We start from the raw sequence: 17,716 nt of genomic DNA, 5'->3' as shown, positions 1-17,716 counted from the left end.
CCACCCCCACACACCTACCGCCTACGGCAGCCCGTGGACCTTCGGACCCACCGCGTTCGACCAGGTACTACCCGCCTTGGCGTCCCAGTTCGTCGACCAGGTCATCGCCCCGCGCAGTCCCGGGTAGGTCTTCGACGGCTTGAAGGACCCGCAGTTCGTCCCCCGGGCCAGGCAGTCCAGGGCGTTGTTCACGATCGTCGGCGAGACGTAGCCGCTGCCCGCGCCGCTGGGGGAGGCGGGGACGCCGATGCCCACCTGCGAGGGGTCGAGCCCGCCCTCCAGCTGGATGCAGGCCAGCGCCGTCAGGAAGTCCACCGAGCCCTGGGAGTAGACCTTGCCGTCGCAGCCGTTCATCGCGCCGCTGTTGTAGTACTGCATGTTCACGACGGTGAGGATGTCCTTCACCGCCAGGGCGGTCTTGAAGTACCCGCCCTGCGTGGACTGCATGTCGATGGTCTGCGGGGCCATCGTCAGGACCAGCGAGGGGCCCGCCTTCGCGGCCAGGGCGCGCAGGGCCTGGGTCATGTAGGTCGGGTTGAGCCCGTTCTCCAGGTCGATGTCGATCCCGCTGAAGCCGTACTCCTGCATCAGGGCCCAGGCGGAGTTCGCCAGGTTCGCCGCGGAGGCGGAGTCGTTGACCGAGATCGTGCCCTTCTCGCCGCCGATGGAGAGGATGACGGACTTGCCGGCCGCCTTCTTCGCCGCGACGTCGGCCTTGAACTGCGCGACGGTGTAGCCGCCGAGTCCGGCCGAGTCCAGGTTGAAGGTGATCGCGCCGGGCGTGGTCGTGGCGTCGGCGAAGGAGACGGCGACGATGTCGTACTGGGCGGAGACGTCGGAGAGCTTCTGGACGGTCGCCCCGTTGTTGAAGTTCTGCCAGTAGCCCGTCAGGGCGTGCCTGGGCACCGAGGGGTTCGGGTTCGGGTTGCCCCCGCCGCCGGTGGTGGTGCCGGTGACCGGCGGGGACTTCGGTCCCTCTCCGGCCGCGTTGTACGCGCTCACCTGGAAGGAGTACGAGGTCGAGGCGGCGAGGCCGCCGATCTGCGTCGAGGTGCCGGTCACCGTCTGGACGCGGGCGCCGTCCTGATACACGTAATAGCCGCTCGCGCCGCTGACGGCGTTCCACGAAAGGGTGAGCGCGTTGTCGCTCTGGCCGGAAACCGTGGCCGCCGAGGGGGCGCCGGGCAGGCTCGGGCCCGGGTCGGTGCCGCCGCCCCCGTCGGGGCCGAAGACGCTGAACTCGTCCACGAGGTAGGCCGGCTGGCCGTACCAGCCGTGCGTCCAGACGGTCACCTTGGTGGTGCTCGGGCCGGTGGTGAAGGTGGTCGACAGCTTCTGCCAGCCGCCGCCCGAGCCGGGGGTCCAGGTGGAGACGTCCTGGGTGCCGGTGCCGGTCGCGCCGAGGTAGACGTAGGAACCCTGCACCTGAGTGCTCAGGGTGTACGTGGAGTTCGGCTTGACCGTGACGGTCTGGCTGCACTGGGCGTTGTCCTGGCCCGCCGGGGTGGCGCGCAGGGCGCCCGCGCCGGCGTAGACGGGCGAGGGGACGACGGCGCCCGAGCCGCCGGAGCAGGTCCAGTCGGAGAGGCCCGACTCGAAGCCTCCGTTGCGGGCGACGTTGACGTCGGCGGCCTGGGCCGGTCCCGCCGCCAGGGCGGTGAGCCCGCCGGCGGCGAGGGTGGCGGCGATCGGCAGGGCGAGGGAGCGTATGCGGTTCACGTGGGCTCCGTGGGGGGAGTGAAGGGGGTGGGACGGAAGGGAGTTCGAGAGCGGTCCCGAGGGAGGGGGAGTGGGGTTCCCCGCGGCCAAGGGCTGGCGCAGCCAAGTTGGTCCAGACCAATCCCGGTGTCAAGGGTGTTTGCGAAGTGGCTTGAAATGAACGGGCTCCGGATCCCTGTTGTCCGGGTTTTTCGTCACCTGTGACATGTGCTTCCGGCACGGGAATCCCCAAGCCCCTGACCAGCCAGGGGTGACGCGGATATGGTGCTGGGGCAAGGGGGAAGGCGCGCCGGGCGTTTGCGGTCGCGCAGTACCGCGCGTGCGCCCCGGCGTACGTGCGCGTAGGTGACGGCCAGGGGAACCGCCGTCGCGTACAGGGTGAACGGGGGGATTCGCGTGCCGACCGCCATCGCTGTCACCAGTGCCGATCTGGTGCTGCCGGCCCCCGACCGGCACACCCCCGGAGCGGCCGTCCTGCACCCGCCCGGCGAGGCCGACCTGGAGGCCGCGCTCGCCGAGACCACCGCCCTGCTGGAGCGCCACGGCCACCTCGTGGCCCTCGTCCCGCCCTGGCTGCCCCCGGCCACCGTACGCCGGCTGCACACCGTACGGGCCATCCTGGAAACCGACCGGATCGCGCTCCTCGACATCGACCTCCCGCCGCTCGGCACGGCCGTGCTGGCCCGTCAGCTGCGCCAGCTCACCGTCAGCGACTTCAGCCCCGGAGTGCTCGCCTCCGCGGCCCGGCTGCTGTCCCACTACATCTACGCGGGCGCGGTGCTGGGCAGCGTCGCCAAACTCGACCGGATCCCCGTCGGGCTCAAGGCCCACGCCCGCTCCTGGTCGCCCAGCGCCCAGTTCGCCGTACTGGCCCACCCCCGGCCGCACCTGGCCCGGATCGGCGCCGCGGCCCCCGCCCACGGCGGCGTCCTGCCACCGGGCCCCGCCTTCGCCACCCACCTCACCTTCGCCCGCGGCACCCTCACCTCCGACTGGGTCACGGCCGAACTGGCCCCCGCCTGGAAGGTGCAGGGCGTCATGGAGAACCCCCTCCCGGCCGACTCCGCACGCTGGTGGGCCACCCCCAAGCTGGTCGAGTTCGCCGCCGCCATCCCGGACGTCTCGGTCCTCTACCAGCTGGTCGCCTCGGTCCGCCGCGAACAGTGCCGCTGGTGCGGCTTCGAGCTCATCGGCGACCGCTGCGGCTTCTGCGCCGCCCCGATCGCCACCCCACCCCCCGAGGCCGGCACCACCCCCCGGCCCCACGCCACAGCCGGCTCCTGACCGCCCGAACGAACGAAGAACGGCGAGGTACGACGGTCCATGAACTCACGCCAGCGCCGCGGCGTCATCCTGCTGCTCCTGTCGGCCGTGTGCGCCCTCGCGGCGTTCGCCGGGGTGCTCGTGGTGATCGGCGACGTCAACTCCAAGGTCGGTGCCGAGGTCGTCGCGTACCGCGTCAAGGGCGACATCGCCCCCTACAGTGCGCTGACCGCCGGGCAGTTCGAGGAGGTCAAGGTCCCCAAGCGGTGGCTGTCGGACACCGCCGTCGGCGACCTCGGGGCCCTCCGGGGCAAGATCGCGCTCACCACCCTGAAGAAGGGCTCCCTGCTCCAGAGCGACATGTTCGTCGACAAGCCCCAGCTCCAGCCCGGGGAGCAGGAGATCGCCATCATGATCGACGCGGCCACCGGCGTGGCCGGGAAGATCACCTCCGGCGCCAAGGTCAACATCATCGCCACCTTCAAGGGCGCCAAGGAGTCCGACCCCGCCCGCTCCGTGATCATCGTGGCCAACGCCCGCGTCCTGAACGTCGGCAAGCTCACCGCCCTCGACAAGGACGGCGACAAGAAGGGCCCCGCCGAGGCCGTCCCGATCACCTTCGCCCTGAACACCAAGGACACCCAGCGCGTCGCCTACGCCGAGTCCTTCGCGGAGCACGTCCGCCTGGCCCTCGTCGCCCCCGGCACCGACTCCGCCCCCAGCCCGACGGACCGCACGTACACCCTCGACGGGGACAAGTGAGGCGCGGATGACCACTCGAATCCTCCCCGCGGCCGGCGACGCCGACGCCGCCCGCTCCATCGTCGCCCTGCTCAGCCAGCTCCCGGACGCCGAGCCCGCCCCGCCCGTCCCCGACTCCACCACCCTCCTCGACACCCTGGGCCGGCTCGCCGCCGAGTCCGTCGACGAGCTGCCCGAGGTCGTCCTCGTGCACGAGCGGATCGGTCCCGTCCCCGCGCTGGAGCTCGTCCGCGAAGTCGCCCTGCGCTTTCCGGCGGTGGGCGTGGTCCTGCTCTCCTCGGACGCCGGGCCCCAGGTGTTCTCCGCCGCCATGGACTCCGGCGCCCGCGGCCTGGTCGGCCTGCCCCTGCACTACGAGGAGCTCGCCGCCCGGGTCGGCGCGGCCGCCCAGTGGTCCGCCGGCGTCCGCCGCCACCTGGGCCGGGGCGCCGAGGTCCTCTCCGGTCCGGGCGGCCGGGTCGTCACCGTCACCGGGGCCAAGGGCGGCGTCGGCACCACCTTCACCGCCGTCCAGTTCGCCCTCGCCGCCGCCGCCTCCGGGCGCCGCACCGCCCTGGTGGACCTCGACCTCCAGGCCGGGGACGTCGGCTCCTACCTCGACGTGCAGTTCCGCCGCTCCATCGCCGACCTCGCCGGCATCCAGGACATCTCGCCCCGCGTCCTGCAGGACGCCGTCTACGAGGACCGCACCGGCCTGGCGCTGCTGCTGGCCCCGGCGGAGGGGGAGCGGGGCGAGGAGCTCGACGAACGCGCCACCCGCCAGGTGCTGAGCGCCCTGCGCGCCCGCTACGAGCTGGTCGTGGTCGACTGCGGCACCCAGGTGACGGGCGCCAACGCCACCGCCGTCGAGCAGGCGGACGTGGCCGTGCTGGTCACCACCCCGGACGTGGTCGCCGTCCGGGCGGCCAAGCGGATGGTGCGGATGTGGGAGCGGCTCCAGGTGCGCAAGGCGGAGGACACCGCGATGGTGGTCAACCGCTGGAGCAAGCAGACCGAGATCCAGCCCTCGCTGATCGAGAAGATCACCAAGACCCGCCCCACCCGCACCCCGGTCCCGGCCGCCTTCAAGGAGCTCCAGGGGGTGGTGGACGCGGGCCGGGTGCAGGACCTCGACAACCGCTCGACGGTCAAGCAGGCCCTGTGGGCGCTGGCCGGGGAGCTGGGCCTGCTGTCGGCCCCGGAGCAGGGCCCCGCCGTCGCGGGCAAGGCCGCCGCGGGCAAGGCCGCCGCGGGCTCGGCCCTGGCGGTCCGGGCGGCGGGGCCGGTGGCGCGGCTGCGGCGCGGCCGGGAGGGCTGAGGGATGCGCCGGTGGCCGGGGGAGCGGGGAAGGGACCGGGGGCAGGTGGCCCTGGAGTTCGTGGGCATGGTGCCGCTGATCCTGCTGCTCCTGGCGGCGGTGTGGGAGTGCGTGCTGATCGGGTACGCCTTCTCACTGGCCGGGAACGCGGCCGACGAGGGGGCGCGGGCGGGCGCGGTGCACGGCGACGACGGTGCCTGCCAGACGGCTGCCGCCGAGCACATCGGGGACGCGTGGGGCATGAAGGCCGACTGCGGCCCGTCCGGCGACGTCTACAAGGCCACGGTCAAGCTCAACATCCCGGTCCTCTACCCCGGCTTGGACATCGGGGTCCCCATCACCGGCGAGGCCGGTGCGGCTATGGAGAAGGAGGCGGAATGAACCGGTACCGACTCCGACGCGGGCCACGGCTCCGGCTCCGTGACGACCGGGGGCAGGTGGCCCTGGAGTACATCGGCTTCGTCCCGATCCTGCTGTTCGTCGCCCTGTGCGGGATCCAGCTGGGCTGGATCGCGTACGTCCACGAACAGGCCGACACGGCCGCGCGCACGGCGGCCCGCGTGGAGGCCCGCAAGGGTTCGGGCGGGGAGGCGGCGGGCGCCGCCGCCGTCCGCGGGGGCCTCGCCCCCGTCGTGGGGGTGAGAAAGGACGCCGACGCCGTCACCGCCACCGTGACGATCAAGATCAACAGCATCGTGCCCGGCCTCGACATACCGGACGCCAAGGCAACAGCCGTCATGCCCAACGACGACCCGAAGGGACCGTGACCGTGAGCCTGCGTTCCCGGGTCAGTACCCCCGACGACCGCCACAGCCCCCGCGAGGACGGCCGGCTCGTCTCCTCCTACCGCGCCAAGCTGCTGGAGGAGATCGACCTCGCCGAGATGTCCGCGCTCGCCCCCGCCGAGCGCCGGGCCCGCCTGGAACGGGTCCTCGGCCACATCATCAGCCGCGAGGGCCCCGTCCTCTCCACCGCCGAACGCGCCCAGCTGATCCGGCGCGTGGTGGACGAGGCCCTCGGCCTCGGCGTGCTCGAACCGCTCCTGGAGGACGCGTCCATCTCCGAGATCATGGTCAACGGCCCCGACCAGATCTTCGTGGAGCGCGCCGGCCGGGTCGAGCAGCTGCCGATCCGGTTCGCCTCGCACGAGCAGCTGATGCAGACCATCGAGCGCATCGTCTCCACCGTCAACCGCCGTGTGGACGAGGCCAATCCGATGGTCGACGCCCGCCTGCCCAGCGGTGAGCGCGTCAACGTCATCATCCCGCCGCTGTCCCTGACCGGCGCGACCCTGACCATCCGCCGCTTCCCCCGCGCCTTCACCCTGCCCGAGATGATCGCCCTCGGCTCCCTGGACGAGCAGATGCTGCTCCTGCTGTCCGGGCTGGTCCAGGCTCGGATGAACCTGATCGTCTCCGGCGCCACCGGCACCGGGAAGACCACCCTCCTCAACGCCCTCTCCGGCCTCATCCCCGAGGGCGAGCGCGTCATCACCATCGAGGACTCCGCCGAGCTCCAGCTCCAGCAGGCGCACGTCATCCGACTCGAATCCCGACCGGCCAACGTCGAGGGCAAGGGCCAGATCACCATCCGCGACCTCGTGCGCAACTCCCTGCGCATGCGCCCCGACCGCATCATCGTCGGCGAGGTCCGCGGCGGCGAGACCCTCGACATGCTCCAGGCCATGTCCACCGGCCACGACGGCTCCCTCGCCACCGTCCACGCCAACAGCTCCCAGGACGCCCTGATGCGCCTGCAGACCCTCGCCTCCATGTCGGAGGTCGAGATCCCCTTCGAGGCGCTCCAAGACCAGATCAACAGCGCCGTCAACGTCATCGTCCAGCTCACCCGCTTCGGTGACGGCTCGCGCCGCATCACCGAGATCTCCGTCCTCGAATCCCACGGCCGCGAACCGTTCCGGATCACCACGGTCTGCCGTTACGTCGCCCAGCCCATGGCCGCCGACGGGCGCGTGCACGGCTACTTCGCCTACGCCCCCCTCCCGCGCCGGATCGCGGAGCGCCTCTACATGAACAACCAGCCGATCCCCCAGGCCTTCGGGGTGGCCCCGCCCGAGGACCACTTCGACCCGCTGACCTCACGGACCCTCCTGTGACCAACCTCGTCCTCCTCACCCTCGGCGCCACCCTGCTGGCCGGCCTGTTCGTGTCCCTCGGGGTGCACGCCTACTCCGCCGGCCTCGCCCAGCGCGCCGCCCTCGTCGAACGCCTCGCCGCCGAAGGAGCCCCGCAGACCGCCGGCCGGCCGCGCCGGTTCCCGGCCGTCGACCGGCGGCTGCGCCGCACGGGGCTCGGCCGGCGCATCGAGGTGAAGCTGGCGACGACCGGCCTGGACCTCACCCCGGGCGAGTTCTTCGTCTACGTGCTGATGGCCGTCGCCGGGGTCTGGCTGGTCTCCGCCGCCCTCCTGGCGCCGTTCTTCGGCCCGGTCGCCGGCCTGATCGGCCTGTGGGCCGCGAACGCCTTCCTCGGCTGGCAGCGGGCCCGCCGCACCGAGCGGTTCATCAACCAGCTCCCGGAGCTCGCCCGGATCCTCGCGAACGCCACCCAGGCCGGGCTGGCCCTGCGCACGGCCATCGGCATCGCCGCCGAGGAGCTGGAGGCACCGGCGGGGGAGGAGCTGTCCCGGGTCGCGGACCGGCTCGCGGTCGGTCACTCCATCGAGGAGGCGCTGGGGGAGATCGTGGACCGGCTGCCCTCCCGGGAGCTGGTCGTCCTCGTCTCCACCCTCGTCCTCTCGGCGCGGGCCGGCGGCGCCATCGTCGGGAGCCTGCGCAACCTGGTGGTGACCCTGGAGCAGCGCAAGGAGACGCGCCGGGAGATCCGTACGCAGCTCTCCCAGGTGACGGTCACCGCCTACCTCGTCCCGGCGATCGGCCTCGGCTCCCTCCTCCTGGTCGACATGATGATGCCGGGCGCCCTGGACCGGATGACGGGCGCCCTGATCGGGCAGACCGCCGTGCTGATCGCGCTCGGCCTCTTCACCCTCGGCTTCGTCCTCATCCGCCGCCTGTCGAAGATCGACGTCTGACGGGAGGACGACGACACCATGACCCCCTACCTCCCCCTCCTCCTCGCCGCGGTGACCGGCCTCGCGGTCTTCGGCGTCCTCCACGGGATCCGCCTCTACCGCGCCGACGTGGAACTCCCCACCGACCTCGCCCTCGCCCTGGAGGTCGGCTCCTCCCGCACCACGGCCGTCGGCTCCCTGGTCGACCGCCTGGGCATCCGCTGGGCGCCCCTCGTCCTGCGGCTGATGGGGCCCAAGCGGGTGGCCCGCAAGCGCGCCCGGATCGACCGGGCCGGCAACCCGGCCGGCCTGACCATCGACCGCTACGCCGCCCGGCGCGCGGTCTACGGCTTCCTGGGCGGCCTCGGCGCCTTCGCGATGCTCCTGAACGGCCAGCTGGTCGCGGCCCTGCTCATGGTCGCGTTCGGGCTGTTCTGGATCGAGGCCGGCCTGTGGTCGGCGATCCGGGTCCGCCGCGACGACATCGAACGCACCCTGCCCGACTTCCTCGACGTCCTCGCCGTCGTCGTCAGCGCCGGGCTCGGCTTCCGGCAGGCGCTGGAACGGGTGGCGGCCAAGTACGAGGGCCCCTGGGCGGACGAGGTCCGCATCACCCTCCAGCAGATGGACATGGGCGTCAGCCGCCGCCAGGCCTTCGACGAGCTGCGCCGCCGCAACGACAGCGAGCAGGTCGCCCAGTTCGTCACAGCCCTCCAGCAGGGCGAGGAACTCGGCTCGCCGATCGTGGACACCCTGATCGCCATCGCCGAGGACATGCGCCGCACGGACGCCCAGAACGCCCGCCGCCGCGCGGCCCGCGCCGTCCCCAAAGCCACCTTCGCGGTCACCATGTTCATGCTCCCCGGGACCCTGATCCTCCTGGTCTGCGGGTTCGTCTACGGGGCGAACGTGGACTTCGGCGCCCTGCTGGGCGGGGGCTGACATGGCCTCCCCGGCCGCCGTCCCCGCAGTCGGCTCCCCACTCCGCCTGCGCGCGAACGCCCTCCAGTCCCTGTGCCGCCAGGTCTTCGCCCTCCGCCTGGTGATGATCCCGCTGGGCGCCCCCCTGGCCCTGTCGCACACCGCCCCCGGCCCCCCGACGTACCTGGTCTCCGGCGCCGTCCTGTCCACCTTCACCCTCTCCTACGCCCTCTTCCGCGACTGGGAGCGCTTCGGCCCCCTGCTGCTGCGCCACCGCTGGCTGCTGGCGGCGGACATGGCCCTGGGCACCCTCCTGCTGATCACCGCCGGGCCCGCCTCTCCGCTGGGCCTGGTGGCCCTGGGCACCCCTCTGCTCGCGGGCCTGGTGTACGGCTGGCGGGGCTCGGCGCTGTACGCGGCGGCTCAGACGGCGGTGGTGGCGGCGCTGGGCGGGGGCCTGCTCCTGTCCCTCCTCTGCGTCCTGTCGGGCGCGGCGGGCTCCTCCGTCCGCGACTTCCTGGTCCGCCTCACCGAAGCCCGCGCGCAGCTGGCGGTGGCGGAGGCGGTCCGGGCCGAACGCGACCGGCTGGCCCGGGAGATGCACGACTCGGTGTCCAAGACCCTGCACGGCCTGGCCCTGACGGCCGACGCCCTGACCCTCACCGAGGACCCGGCGGCCATCCGCGTCCGGGCCGCCCTGCTGGCGGTGGCGGCCCGCCGCGCGGTGACGGAGTCCCGCGCCCTCCTCACGGACCTCCGCGAAGTCCGCCCGGCCGTCCCCCTGGCCCCGGCCCTTTACGCCCTGGCCGCCCCGGGCACGACGGTCGACACCCCGCCCACCCTCCCCAAGCTCCCGGCCCCCGTGGCCCACCACCTCCTCTCCATCGCCTCGGAGGCCCTGGAGAACGCCCGCCGCCACGCGGAGGCCACCCGTGTGACGCTCACGGCGACGGCCACGCCCACCCACCTCGCCCTCACCGTCACGGACGACGGCCGCGGCCTCCCCACCGGGGCCGCGCCGCCCGCCACCCCCGGCCACTACGGCCTGCTCGGCATGCGCGAACGCGCGACGGCGATCGGAGCCGACCTCCACCTGGGCCCCCGCGAAGACGGCCGGCAGGGCACCCGCCTCCACCTGACCCTCCCCCTCCCCCTGACCCTCCCCCTCCGGCTGGAAGGGACCCCTTGATGCCCGCCCTGCGCGTCCTCATCGCCGACGACAACCCGGTTGTCCGGGCCGGCCTGGCCGCACTGCTGGCGGCGGCGGGGGACATAGAGGTGGCGGCCGAGGCCTCGGACGGCCGCGAGGCCCTCGGCCTCACCCGCCGCCACGCCCCGGACCTGATCCTCCTCGACGTCCGCATGCCGGGCGTGGACGGCATCTCGGCCCTGCCGCACCTGGTCCGGCTGGCGCCGGTGCTGATGCTCACGTACAGCCGGGAGTCGGAAATCGTCCGGGAATCGCTCCTGCTGGGCGCGGGCGGCTACCTGGTGCACGGCGAGTTCACGCCGGAGGACCTGGTGAGAGCGGTCCACGACGTCCACGCGGGCCGCCCCCACTTCACGCCAACGGCGGCCGCCACCCTCCTCACGAACCTCCGCACCCCTTCGCAACCGCAACGAACTGTGGCACAGTCTCCGGAGAGGCTGCACAACTCCGTTCTCTTCGGCCTGAGTTCGAGGGAGGTGGAGATCATGGACCTGATCGCGTCCGGGATGAGCAACCAGCAGATCGCGGCGGCGTGCTTCATCAGCGAGAAGACGGTGAAGAACCACATCAACCGCATCTTCGCCAAACTCCAGAGCACGAGCCGCAGCGAAGCGATAGCCCACTGGCTGGGAACCGCCCGCCCGGGGGTGAGTGGACGTGGGTAGACACGGTGCGCAGTGGGTCCGTAATTGGGCCCCGGGACCCTTGGTGACGACCGCTGACTCCCCGTACGGTCCGCAAATCGACAGCGGCACCGGTACGGGAGGGAACCCCCATGTCACACAACTCGCTGCTGAAGGCGTCGGTCGAGGCGAAACTCCGCCTGACCGACTGGACGGACACGGCGGTGTCCCGACTCCGCAAGCGGTACTCGAACCCCGACAGGGGGCAGACCGCGTTCGAGTACCTGGGGATCATCCTGGTGGTCGTGGTGATCATCGGCGCGATCGTCGGCTCCGGCATCGGTACGGCCATCACGAACAAAATCGCCAAGGCCGTGGAGGCCATCAAGGCCGGCGGCTGATATTGCGCCGGCCGCGCGATCGGGGGCAGGCCTTCCCGCTCTATGTGGTCGTGGTGGCAGGTCTGCTCTTCGCGGCGCTCGCCTTCTTTGTCGTGGGGCAGGCGGCTGTGACGCGTAGCGATGCCCAAGGTGCTGCGGATGCAGCTGCCTTGGCGGCGGCGCGTGAGGCCAGGGACACCGTGCTGTTCGGTCTCGATCTCGCCATATTGAAGCCCGAGGACTGGGAGAAGATCGCGGACGCGGATTACCTCAAGGCCGGGGGAGCCTGTGCCCAGGCTGACGCATTCGCTGCGCGCAACGACGCCAGCGCCCAGTGCGAGGCTGCCCCACCCCGATTCACCGTCAAGGTGGAGAGCAACAGGACGGTCGGCGATTCGGTGATTCCGGGCACCAACGGCATGCACGGCACGGCAACTGCCACAGCCCTGGTCGAGTCGAAATGCCACCTGGGGCAGGCGTCCACTCCGATCCCCACACCCACGGCGTCTGCGGGGGGAACCACGCCAGAGCCCACGCCGACCGCGTCAGCGGCCCCCACGGTCACGTTCACCTGCGACAAGGGGGGCCCGATCAAGCTTGACCCGCTGAAGCCGGGCTCTCTGCGTGAGTTGGGGAGGAAACTCTTCAACGTGCGTCTCGTCGGCTGACCAGGAACGAAAGACAAGGAAGCGTCACAGATGGGCATTCGGCACATGGCAAAGGTGCGTGGGGGAGCGACTGTTGCAGCGGCTGCGGTCATGGCGCTGATGCTGACCGGGTGTGGCGGCAACGAGGAGCCGAAGGCGCAACCGGCGCCGGCCGGAGCGCAAGGGCAGTCAGCCGGTGCCTCGCAATCTGCAGCGCCCAGCGGGAGCAAGGCGCCCGGCCCGGCGGTCGTCATCGCCACGGCCAAGGGCCCGGCCGGCATTTCCCTGGAGATCAATTCGGCGGTCCGGGACGCCGGTAACTACGTCACCGTCAGCGGACAGATCAAGAACGACGGCACCGAGGCCTTCGTCGAGACAGCGGCCTGGCGTGGTGACGAGCGGAGCGCCAGCGCGGCCTCGGTCGCAGGTGCCACCTTGGTCGACAAGGCGGGCAAGAAGCGTTACTACGTCCTACGTGACACGGAGGGGCGCTGCTCCTGCACGGTTGGCATCACACGCATCGGACCGGGAGAGTCCATCCCGTTCTTCGCTCAGTTCCCGTCGCCACCCGCAGGCACCAGCGAGGTCGACTTCGGCATTCCCACGTTCGCCACGGCCACCATCAAGATCTCGGGGTGACGCAATGACCCATATCGCCGGCCGGCACCGCACGGCGGCAGCCGTTGCGGTCGCCGGACTCGTCGTAGCGGGCGCCCAGCTCCTCGGAGTGACGGTCGCGCATGCCGACGACGTCACACCATCGGTTCCCCCGGGCACGGAACCGTCCGCTAACGCCCCTCTGCCCGTGGATGCCAAGTCGCCGGGATTGAAGCTTCCGCAGGGGGGTACCCTCGCACCCCCGAAGATCCTGGACCTGGTGGAGGTCGTCGAAGACCTCGGCGGGGAGCAGCGCCGCCAGGAGACCAACCAGAACGTCATGATGGCCCTCCAGTCCGAGGTCCTCTTCCCCGAGAACAGCGCCGTCTTCAACGCCCAGGCCGCCGCCCGCATCCAGGCCATCGCGCAGGAGATCAACACCCAGAAGGCCACCCGCATCCGCGTCTTCGGCTTCACCGACGACCAGGGCAGCTACGAACACGGCAAGGAACTCTCCAAGCAGCGCGCCGACGCCGTCCAGGCGGAACTGGCCAAGACCGTCACCAACCCCGGCGTCACCTACGACGTCCGCGGCTACAGCGAGGACTATCCGATCGCCGACAACAGCACCGAGGAAGGCCGCAAGAAGAACCGCCGCGTCGAGATCACCTTCCCCCGCGGCGCGGCCGGCCAGTAACCGGGACCGGGGCCCCCGCCCCGCGGAGCCCGACGGCGAGTCCCGGCCAAGGCGGCGAATTGGCTGTATCTCGTCTGCCCCCCGACCCCACGCGGGCGCTTAATGGTGCCTCCCGCACCGCACGTGCCGACGTCTGCCGACGTCACGTCTCACGGGGGAGCAGGCACATGGAATCCACGGAGAACACCGGAACCCAACCACCACCGCCGCCGCCACCATCGCCACCGTCACCGCCCCGCCCCACCACCCCCCTCTGGGAGGAGGCACCGGCCGCTCGTGAGGGCGACAGGCTGGTCCTCCAGGTCAGGCGGCGGATGCTGTGGGTGGGTACGGCGGCCATCCCGCTGCACAACATCACCTGGGTCGACGCCTTCCGCATCAAGCCCGACCGGGGCGCCATCTTCGGCCGCACCCTCGTGTGGATGGCCGTCGCCTCCGCCGTCGTGGCCGTAGGCCTCAGCTCCGCCCAGGGAGAGGCCCTCTCCAGCAGCAGGAACACCAACCTCGTCGCCCTGCTCGTCCTGATCGCACTGGTCGTCGCCACCCTCCGGGCCGTACTCGCCTCGCGGGATCCGGTGCTGGCCGTCGCGATGGCCGGGGGCTCGACGGTGATCGTGACCTTGCCGACCGTCGAAGAACTACGGCAGATCGCCGGCCAGATCGTGTACGCGATCAACCACCCGGACGCCGAGTTCACCGCGATCGTCAACCAATTCACCAGCAGCAACACAAACCACTTCGGCCCCGTCGTCAACATGAACGGCGGCAGCGGGAACACGGGGATCAAGCTGTGAGCGACACACCGGACACCAACACCAGCACCCCCACCACCACCACCACGACGAATTACTACGGCGCCGTGGTCAACATGCATGACGGCCGGGAAAACATCGGGATCAACAACTACCGCCCCGTCGTCGACGCCACCGCCCACGACAACGACCTCCGCGCCACCGTCGAGGAACTCGTCCGCCTCCTCGGGGAGCTGCGCCCCCACCTCACCCCCGACCAGGACCGGGCCGTCGACCGGGTCCTGCCCGTGCTCACCGCGGATCCCGCGGCCCTGCCCGAGCGCGGCGGCCTCGTCCTGGGGCGTCTCGCGCAGATCGCGGCCGCCGTCGGTGCGGTGGGCCAGCCCGCCGCGGAGGCGGTGAACCGGCTCCTCGCGCTCCTCGGAGCCTGAGCGGGCGGAGCCGAGGGGGCCCACTGAAATGTAATGGTCCCAACCACAGTTGACCCATATACTCCGCCGCATGTCGCAGACCATGACGATCAGGCGTGCCAGTGCGGACGACGCCGACGCCCTCACCGCACTCGTGCAGCAGTCGGGCGCCTACTCCGGTCCGTACGCCGCGATGGTCGCCGGCTACCGGGTGACGCCCGACTACATCGACCGGCAGGAGGTCTTCGTCGCCCACGACGGCCGGATCCTGGGCTTCTACGCCCTCCTGCCGGACCGGGCCGAACTCGACCTGGCCTTCGTGGCCGATGCCGCGCAGGGGGCGGGGGTCGGACGGCTGCTCATACGGCACATGCTCGACCGGGCGGCCGCCGTCGGCCTCGCGCAGGTGCGGGTCGTGTCGCACCCGCCGGCCGAGGCGTTCTACCGCGCCCTGGGCGCCGAGCGCGTCGGAACGGTCGCCCCCGCGCCGCCGAAGGTGACCTGGGAGCGTCCCGAACTCCGCTTCCTCACGGGCGCCCCGTCCCGCGCGGCGACGTCCGGAACCCGGGTGATCGTCCTCAACGGCGGCTCCAGTTCCGGCAAATCCGGGATCGTGCGGTGCCTGCAAGCCGTCCTGCCCGACCCCTGGCTGGCCTTCGGCGTGGACACGTTGGTCGACGCCATGCCGCCCTCGCTCCGCACCTCGGACGCGGGGATCGGCTTCGCCGACGGCGGCGAGGTCGTCGTCGGCGAGACGTTCCGCACCCTCGACGCCGCCTGGGCCGACGGGATCGCCGCCATGGCCCGGGCCGGGGCCCGGATCGTCGTGGACGACGTCTTCCTCGGCGGCCCGGAGTCCCAGCGGCGCTGGCGCACGGCGCTCCAGGGGCTGGACGTCCTGTGGGTCGGCGTCCGATGCGACGCCGAGGTCGCCGCCGCCCGCGAGATCGCCCGCGGCGACCGCCCCTCGGGGATGGCCGCGGCCCAGGCCGAGTCGGTCCACCGGGGCGTGGTCTACGACCTGGAGGTCGACACCACCCGCACCGAATCCCTGACCTGCGCCCGCACCATCGCCGCGCGCCTCTGACCGGGAGCGGCGCAACACAATTGAACACGTTCAACGACTCTGGCAGTCTGTTGCCCAGCGGCCGCCGCCCATCGCGTGCCGCCCATCCGGCATGCCATGAGGGGGACGGACCGTGGACGAGAGCACGCCGTGGAAGAACCTGGGGATCATCGGGCTGCGGTTCGTCGACCTGGTGGTCCGCTACGCGACCATCTACGTGATCCCCCCGGCGCTCGGGACCGCGCTGCTGTGGCATTCCGGCGAGCCGTGGCGGCTCCTCCTCGTCGTCGGGGTGCCGTCCGTCCTGATCAGCTTCGTCTACGGGCTGACCTCCACCCTGTCGGAGGGTGAGTTCCGGGCCCGGCTCACCGGGTTGCTGCTGCTTCCGCTGCTTCCGCTGCTCCCGGTGTTCCTCTTCGTCCCGCTGATCTTCCCGCCCCTCCTCGCGGCTCAGGCGATCTTCGCCCTCTGGGCGATGCGCGCCCCCTTCCTGGGCCCGTCCCAGCTCCGCCGGCTGGTCCGCGCCGCGGTCGCCAGGCGTCACGGCGATGTGACCCAGGTCATCACAAAAGGGTGACACGGGGCTGTCGCGGACGCCGCCGAACCTTGCCGCATGACGACGACGAAGACGACCCCCGCCCCCGCCCTCCCGCTCACCGACGAGGACTGCCTCGCCGAGACCCTCGCCTTCAACGCCCGCTTCGAGGCCGAGGCCGCGAGCCGGCCCGTCCGCGGGGCCGCCCCCGACGCCGCCCTCCTCGCCCGGCTGCGCCGCGACCGGCTCGCCGGGGACGCCCCGCCCGTGCGGCTCCCGCAGGGGCGGGACCGGACCGTCGCGGGCGGGGTGCGGGTGCGGACCTTCGTGCCAGACGGCGGGCACGCCGAAGGGGTGTACCTGCACATCCACGGCGGCGGCTGGGCCTTCGGCTCCGCCGACGGGCAGGACGAGCGGCTCCGGGGCATCGCTGAGGAGGTCCGGCTGGCCGTCGTGAGCGTGGACTACCGGCTCGCGCCCGAACACCCCTTCCCCGCCGGCCCCGACGACTGCGAGGCCGTCGCCCGCTGGCTCGTCACCCACGCCGCCGCCGAGTTCGGGACCGACCGGCTGCTCATCGGCGGCGAGTCCGCCGGCGCCCACCTCAGCGTCCTGACCCTGCTGCGCCTGCGCGACCGCCACGGCCTCCACGGGGCCTTCCGCGCCGCCCACCTCCTCTTCGGCCCCTACGACCTCTCCATGACCCCGAGCCAGCGCGCCTTCGGCCCCCGCCCCCTCCTCAGCAACACCGAATCCCTCCGCGGCAGTTACGAATTGTTCTCCCCCGGCACCGGCCCGCAGGAGCGCCGCGACCCCGGGCTCTCCCCGCTCTACGCCGACCTGACCGGCCTGCCGCCCGCCCGCATCGTCGTCGGCACGGAGGACCCCCTGCTCGACGACTCCCTCTTCCTCGCCCGGCGCTGGCAGGCGGCGGGCGCACCGGTCCAACTCGGGGTCGTGGCGGGCGCGATGCACGGGTTCACCCTCTTCCCCCTCACCATCACCGAACGGGAGCTCGCGCGCGAACGGCGGTACCTGGCCGCCGCCGTCGCAGCCCGGTAGCGTCGGCCCCATGGACCGCACCACCCGGCTCTACGCCCTCGTGGAGGAACTGCGCGCCTGCGCCCCGCGTCCGCGCCCGGTCGCCGCCCTCGCCGCACGCTTCGAGGTCAGCACCCGCACGGTGCAGCGCGACCTCCAGGCGCTGATGGACGCCGGCGTTCCCGTCCGCACCGCCCTCGGGCGGGGCGGCGGCTGGACCGTCGACCCGGCGATGACCCTGCCCCCGGTCCACTTCACCGCCGACGAGGCCGCGGCCCTGGCCGCCGCCCTCGCCCACGCCGACACCCCCTACGCGGCCGCCGCCCGCACCGCCTACCAGAAGCTCCTCGCCTCGATGACCGGCCCCACCGCGGCGGCGGCCGAAACCCTCGCGGCCCGGATCGTCGCCCTCCCCTCCCGGACGGAGCCGACGGTCCGCGAGGCGGTGGAACGGGCCCTCACCGACGGCACCGTCCTACGGCTCACCTACGTGGACGCGTCCGGCCGCCCGAGCGAACGCGCCGTGGAACCGGCCGGCCTGCTCACCGCCGAGGGCCGCTGGTACCTCATCGCCTGGTGCCGCACCCGCCGGGCGGGCCGCGGCTTCCGCCTGGACCGCATCACATCGGCGACCCCGACCGAAGAACCGTCCCACCCCCACGACCTGCCCACCCTCCTCCGCGGCTCGGCCGCGGCCACCGCGACCCGCCCCGCCGCGTTGGACGTGAGCCCGCGCACGCCCCTGGTTTCGTGACGTGAGGGCCGT

At 72.3% G+C, this 17,716-nt stretch carries 21 protein-coding genes and 1 pseudogene; 21 read left to right on the top strand and 1 reads right to left on the bottom strand.

Annotated features, from left to right (window positions below; genetic code table 11):
• Positions 1 to 21 precede the first annotated feature (21 nt).
• On the bottom strand, positions 22 to 1,719 hold the full coding sequence (locus ACFVXK_RS06775; protein ID WP_389610444.1) for a chitinase: 1,698 nt from the start codon (positions 1,717 to 1,719) through the stop codon (positions 22 to 24).
• A gap of 396 nt (positions 1,720 to 2,115) precedes the next feature.
• Between ACFVXK_RS06775 and ACFVXK_RS06770 the strand changes: the two genes are divergently transcribed.
• The 21 genes and pseudogenes from ACFVXK_RS06770 to ACFVXK_RS06670 all read left to right on the top strand — a co-directional run bounded on the left by ACFVXK_RS06770 (position 2,116) and on the right by ACFVXK_RS06670 (position 17,704).
• Positions 2,116 to 3,003: a hypothetical protein gene (locus ACFVXK_RS06770; protein ID WP_389610443.1), complete on the top strand. Its 888-nt coding sequence runs from the start codon at positions 2,116 to 2,118 to the stop codon at positions 3,001 to 3,003.
• 39 nt (positions 3,004 to 3,042) lie between these two features.
• The gene (gene cpaB / locus ACFVXK_RS06765) at positions 3,043 to 3,744 is read left to right on the top strand and encodes a Flp pilus assembly protein CpaB (protein WP_389610442.1); all 702 of its coding nucleotides are present in this window, start codon (positions 3,043 to 3,045) and stop codon (positions 3,742 to 3,744) included.
• 7 nt (positions 3,745 to 3,751) lie between these two features.
• The gene (locus ACFVXK_RS06760) at positions 3,752 to 5,041 is read left to right on the top strand and encodes a CpaE family protein (protein WP_389610441.1); all 1,290 of its coding nucleotides are present in this window, start codon (positions 3,752 to 3,754) and stop codon (positions 5,039 to 5,041) included.
• Positions 5,042 to 5,086: 45 nt separating this feature from the next.
• A complete protein-coding gene (locus tag ACFVXK_RS06755) occupies positions 5,087 to 5,422 on the top strand; it encodes a TadE/TadG family type IV pilus assembly protein (RefSeq protein ID WP_389610440.1) in 336 nt (111 codons plus the stop codon).
• The gene (locus ACFVXK_RS06750; protein WP_389610439.1) at positions 5,419 to 5,808 is read left to right on the top strand and encodes a TadE/TadG family type IV pilus assembly protein; all 390 of its coding nucleotides are present in this window, start codon (positions 5,419 to 5,421) and stop codon (positions 5,806 to 5,808) included. The genes ACFVXK_RS06755 and ACFVXK_RS06750 overlap by 4 nt, the downstream gene beginning before the upstream one ends.
• 2 nt (positions 5,809 to 5,810) lie before the next feature.
• On the top strand, positions 5,811 to 7,157 hold the full coding sequence (locus ACFVXK_RS06745) for a CpaF family protein (protein ID WP_389610438.1): 1,347 nt from the start codon (positions 5,811 to 5,813) through the stop codon (positions 7,155 to 7,157).
• The gene (locus ACFVXK_RS06740; RefSeq protein WP_389610437.1) at positions 7,154 to 8,092 is read left to right on the top strand and encodes a type II secretion system F family protein; all 939 of its coding nucleotides are present in this window, start codon (positions 7,154 to 7,156) and stop codon (positions 8,090 to 8,092) included. The genes ACFVXK_RS06745 and ACFVXK_RS06740 overlap by 4 nt, the downstream gene beginning before the upstream one ends.
• 18 nt (positions 8,093 to 8,110) lie before the next feature.
• Positions 8,111 to 9,013 (top strand): DUF5936 domain-containing protein, encoded by a 903-nt coding sequence (locus ACFVXK_RS06735; protein ID WP_389610436.1) that lies wholly within the window; start codon positions 8,111 to 8,113, stop codon positions 9,011 to 9,013.
• Between the two features lies 1 nt (position 9,014).
• Positions 9,015 to 10,181 carry a sensor histidine kinase gene (locus ACFVXK_RS06730; protein ID WP_389610435.1) on the top strand — a complete coding sequence of 389 codons (1,167 nt, stop codon included), beginning with the start codon at positions 9,015 to 9,017 and terminating at the stop codon, positions 10,179 to 10,181.
• Entirely contained in the window at positions 10,181 to 10,867 is a 687-nt protein-coding gene (locus ACFVXK_RS06725) for a response regulator (RefSeq protein ID WP_389610434.1), read from the top strand. Before ACFVXK_RS06730 ends, ACFVXK_RS06725 begins: the two co-directional genes overlap by 1 nt.
• Positions 10,868 to 10,977: 110 nt before the next feature.
• Positions 10,978 to 11,226 carry a hypothetical protein gene (locus ACFVXK_RS06720; RefSeq protein WP_389610433.1) on the top strand — a complete coding sequence of 83 codons (249 nt, stop codon included), beginning with the start codon at positions 10,978 to 10,980 and terminating at the stop codon, positions 11,224 to 11,226.
• A gap of 2 nt (positions 11,227 to 11,228) precedes the next feature.
• Positions 11,229 to 11,873, top strand: coding sequence for a pilus assembly protein TadG-related protein (locus ACFVXK_RS06715; RefSeq protein WP_389610432.1), 645 nt, complete (start codon positions 11,229 to 11,231; stop codon positions 11,871 to 11,873).
• Positions 11,874 to 11,963: 90 nt separating this feature from the next.
• Positions 11,964 to 12,491: a hypothetical protein gene (locus tag ACFVXK_RS06710; RefSeq protein ID WP_389610431.1), complete on the top strand. Its 528-nt coding sequence runs from the start codon at positions 11,964 to 11,966 to the stop codon at positions 12,489 to 12,491.
• A 238-nt stretch (positions 12,492 to 12,729) separates the two neighbouring features.
• Positions 12,730 to 13,146 (top strand): OmpA family protein, encoded by a 417-nt coding sequence (locus ACFVXK_RS06705; RefSeq protein ID WP_389610430.1) that lies wholly within the window; start codon positions 12,730 to 12,732, stop codon positions 13,144 to 13,146.
• A gap of 167 nt (positions 13,147 to 13,313) precedes the next feature.
• A complete protein-coding gene (locus ACFVXK_RS06700) occupies positions 13,314 to 13,940 on the top strand; it encodes a DUF6232 family protein (RefSeq protein ID WP_389610429.1) in 627 nt (208 codons plus the stop codon).
• Positions 13,937 to 14,329 carry a hypothetical protein gene (locus ACFVXK_RS06695; RefSeq protein ID WP_389610428.1) on the top strand — a complete coding sequence of 131 codons (393 nt, stop codon included), beginning with the start codon at positions 13,937 to 13,939 and terminating at the stop codon, positions 14,327 to 14,329. The genes ACFVXK_RS06700 and ACFVXK_RS06695 overlap by 4 nt, the downstream gene beginning before the upstream one ends.
• Positions 14,330 to 14,399: 70 nt before the next feature.
• Positions 14,400 to 14,768, top strand: a pseudogene (locus ACFVXK_RS06690) (GNAT family N-acetyltransferase); the annotation flags it as partial.
• Positions 14,769 to 14,876: 108 nt separating this feature from the next.
• Positions 14,877 to 15,395, top strand: a complete 519-nt coding sequence (gene cpt / locus ACFVXK_RS06685; protein ID WP_389610467.1) for a chloramphenicol phosphotransferase CPT — start codon at positions 14,877 to 14,879, stop codon at positions 15,393 to 15,395.
• A gap of 112 nt (positions 15,396 to 15,507) precedes the next feature.
• Complete coding sequence (locus tag ACFVXK_RS06680) at positions 15,508 to 15,951, top strand: hypothetical protein (RefSeq protein WP_389610427.1); 444 nt, start codon at positions 15,508 to 15,510, stop codon at positions 15,949 to 15,951.
• Between the two features lie 36 nt (positions 15,952 to 15,987).
• Positions 15,988 to 16,971, top strand: coding sequence for an alpha/beta hydrolase (locus ACFVXK_RS06675; RefSeq protein ID WP_389610426.1), 984 nt, complete (start codon positions 15,988 to 15,990; stop codon positions 16,969 to 16,971).
• A gap of 10 nt (positions 16,972 to 16,981) precedes the next feature.
• On the top strand, positions 16,982 to 17,704 hold the full coding sequence (locus tag ACFVXK_RS06670; protein WP_389610425.1) for a helix-turn-helix transcriptional regulator: 723 nt from the start codon (positions 16,982 to 16,984) through the stop codon (positions 17,702 to 17,704).
• Positions 17,705 to 17,716: the final 12 nt, after the last annotated feature.

Source organism: Streptomyces sp. NPDC058157, assembly GCF_042884105.1.
Taxonomy (GTDB): domain Bacteria; phylum Actinomycetota; class Actinomycetes; order Streptomycetales; family Streptomycetaceae; genus Streptomyces.
The sequence above is the reverse complement of the archived record's forward strand: the minus strand, read 5'-3'. Positions and strand labels throughout refer to the sequence as shown.

Coding starts and splice junctions, on each gene's coding strand:
- ACFVXK_RS06710 (WP_389610431.1), top strand. CDS start 11,964: ATGGCGCTGATGCTGACCGGGTGTGGCGGCAACGAGGAGCCGAAGGCG.
- ACFVXK_RS06750 (WP_389610439.1), top strand. CDS start 5,419: ATGAACCGGTACCGACTCCGACGCGGGCCACGGCTCCGGCTCCGTGAC.
- ACFVXK_RS06760 (WP_389610441.1), top strand. CDS start 3,752: ATGACCACTCGAATCCTCCCCGCGGCCGGCGACGCCGACGCCGCCCGC.
- ACFVXK_RS06735 (WP_389610436.1), top strand. CDS start 8,111: ATGACCCCCTACCTCCCCCTCCTCCTCGCCGCGGTGACCGGCCTCGCG.
- ACFVXK_RS06725 (WP_389610434.1), top strand. CDS start 10,181: ATGCCCGCCCTGCGCGTCCTCATCGCCGACGACAACCCGGTTGTCCGG.
- ACFVXK_RS06720 (WP_389610433.1), top strand. CDS start 10,978: ATGTCACACAACTCGCTGCTGAAGGCGTCGGTCGAGGCGAAACTCCGC.
- ACFVXK_RS06700 (WP_389610429.1), top strand. CDS start 13,314: ATGGAATCCACGGAGAACACCGGAACCCAACCACCACCGCCGCCGCCA.
- cpaB (WP_389610442.1), top strand. CDS start 3,043: ATGAACTCACGCCAGCGCCGCGGCGTCATCCTGCTGCTCCTGTCGGCC.
- ACFVXK_RS06670 (WP_389610425.1), top strand. CDS start 16,982: ATGGACCGCACCACCCGGCTCTACGCCCTCGTGGAGGAACTGCGCGCC.
- ACFVXK_RS06675 (WP_389610426.1), top strand. CDS start 15,988: ATGACGACGACGAAGACGACCCCCGCCCCCGCCCTCCCGCTCACCGAC.
- ACFVXK_RS06730 (WP_389610435.1), top strand. CDS start 9,015: ATGGCCTCCCCGGCCGCCGTCCCCGCAGTCGGCTCCCCACTCCGCCTG.